Source organism: Leptospira alstonii serovar Sichuan str. 79601 (genome assembly GCF_000347175.1).
Classification (GTDB): Bacteria; Spirochaetota; Leptospiria; order Leptospirales; family Leptospiraceae; genus Leptospira; species Leptospira alstonii.
Genome location: NZ_ANIK01000125.1, coordinates 1 through 2426, shown reverse-complemented (window position 1 = coordinate 2426; position 2426 = coordinate 1). Strand labels below are relative to the sequence as shown.

Genomic DNA, 2426 nt, shown 5'->3' with positions numbered 1-2426 from the left:
ACCGCTTTTTTCCGAATCAAGTGGATTTCATCCCAACTCAAGTTCAAAAGCGCTGCCGCGTCCGATACATTCCCGCAGGCTTTGATTACATCGATTGCGAATTTTACAAACAACAACGTAAACCGGGAATACGGTTCGCTCCAAGGTAACTTTACGTTTCTTACGCCGTGAGCTTCACATTGAGCGCGTGGGATTCGAGCATGAATCAATGTCTGGAATTGCATCGTATCCAAATGGCGCCAGGTTCTTTTTTCTGTATGATCTTTCCGAGGACATTTTTTACCACAATCCGGACACTCTACAGCTTCCCGCTCATCGTATGAGACTTCGATATCTACTTTCTTTGCTGCGATATTTAATTCTACGGTTTCAACCGACCAAGGTGATGAGATTCCTAAAAGGAGAGAGTAATGTTTTTCTAAGTTTTCGTTTGCGTTCATTAGGAATATTATTCATTGGTTATGTTATGATTTTGCAATGACGAAATTTGCTCGAAACTCATCTGCAACCTCTTCTCACCGTCATTTATGAAGTAGTTTCTTCCCACGAAATTCTCCGAAGGGCCACATCTGTTTGCTTTTGGTATAGGGCAAGGACATCAAGTCTCAGCACTTCTGATACTACCTATAATTACATATTTTGAATTCTTTTCTAATTCTTTTCGGTTCATATTTTCGTAATCTTTTGTTAATAATAAACCTCCGCCAAATGTCCAAAATCCATTAGCTTCTAATGAATCAAAGTGATATCCAGTGTGTCTTGATAATAACACTAAAATGTCCCCATGAATATTATCAAAACTTAGAATATGGTTTGTCTTAAAAAGAACGCAATCGTTATCAATAATCTTAAAAATACTTCCATTAATTCTATTTTTCCCATCTGGACTTTCGAAATCCCAAGGCTCACCAACTGAAATGTAGTATTCTTTTTTTTTCATGATTTTACTTTAAAGGTTGAACATTTATTAATTTAACTTTAACTTTATCGGTTGTCATAAATTCAGATCCTTTGCCGGGCTGGCCATATAGAGGATCAACTTTGGTTCCATATTTTTCGTAATTAGGACTGCCTTTGACTTCAAATTCAACTCTGTACGTAGGTTTATTTTCCAGCGAAAGTCTTTCTTGGGCTTTTGTTCCCGATTTGTATAAATCTTTTGTAAAATAGGTCTCACCGTCTCTTCCCCCTCTTAACATTCCCGTATCTTTAATAGCTTGCACTTCACCTTCTGTAACATAACGATAGCCTGATGTAGTGGAAGTATTTTTTGCTTGAAAAGGAGAGGCGTTTGTTTGATTTTTTATCCCCGAATTACCTCCACTAGTCGATCCATCTTTTGTAGTTTTTCCAAGAAAATTCTTAACATCCGCTTTATTTAAAGGATCAAGACCCGCTTTGCTCATGTCCTTGGCTTCAGAAGGAGTTGCCGATGTGCTTCGAGGTTTGTCTGGAAGGCTTGGTTTGTCTTCTTTTGAACCTAATAAATTAGCTAACAAACCTGTGGCAGCAGCACCAAGGCCTGCAGAGTATCCACCGCTTGAATTGGAAGAGCTTGGCCTTGCGACCGAACCGCCACCACCCCCCATGAGTAGCTCAGTTTTACACGGCGTTCTTGAAGTGGTGCAAGCATCATGCCCTGTCGGATCTTTCGCCCCAATCGGATTCCCCTTCACAAACGAGAATCGGTTCCAGCCTTGCGTGTCAAATTCACCATCAATAACCGTATCCGCACTGGTAAATCTCGCAATGGCCGGGTCATAAAACCTCGCGTTGAAAAAGAAAAACCCGGATTCCCGATCGAGCTCTTGCGAGTTGAATTTCGGAGCAAAGTTCGAGTCCCCGCGCTGCACAAACGTTTCCCCGTAAGGTTGAAACTGAATCTGAGAAAGCGAATTCCCTTCATCGTCTAACACGTGTGAGACGGAATCGACTTGATCGGTGAGAAAATACGCAAGCGCGCCGACTTCGTTTAACGCAGCGATCCGAACTCCGTTCAAAAACACGTTATTCACGCTTGAGATAACGTTCTCGGCTTCGATGAACTCCAGACCAAAAAACTTGTTCGGATACAAGATCTCAACGTTTGCAAAAACATTGTTTTTCGGTTCGAGCGAAGACTTGCGAATCCGAAACCCGCCATCGTCATACCAGTAGGAACCCACAGTCGAGTTGTTTCCGTCTTGAATCTGAACAATTCTGTCTTGCGAATCCACGCTGATCCGTTTGGTTAAATCCTTCGTATTGTCTCTTTGTCTTGTGAGATTTCCATTAGCATCATACTGCATGACAAGAGCATCGTTCCCCGATTTACTCGAATCGATGTTCGTGACTTGGTGATTGGAGTAAACATAGCTCCACTCGTCGGAGATCGCACCACTCGCGGGATCATGAAACCGTTTGGAAGTTAAGTTTCCGTTCTTTGC

General features: G+C 41.9%; 3 protein-coding genes. All 3 read right to left on the bottom strand.

Annotated elements, in window-relative coordinates; translation table 11 throughout:
- Positions 1-440, bottom strand: a 440-nt coding sequence (locus LEP1GSC194_RS20745; RefSeq protein ID WP_036043991.1) for a transposase family protein, incomplete at its 3' end; no start/stop codon positions are given.
- 158 nt (positions 441-598) lie between these two features.
- Positions 599-940: a hypothetical protein gene (locus tag LEP1GSC194_RS20740; RefSeq protein ID WP_017807800.1), complete on the bottom strand. Its 342-nt coding sequence runs from the start codon at positions 938-940 to the stop codon at positions 599-601.
- A gap of 4 nt (positions 941-944) precedes the next feature.
- Positions 945-2426: RHS repeat domain-containing protein (locus tag LEP1GSC194_RS20735; RefSeq protein WP_020775421.1), on the bottom strand; the 1482-nt coding region annotated here is incomplete at its 5' end.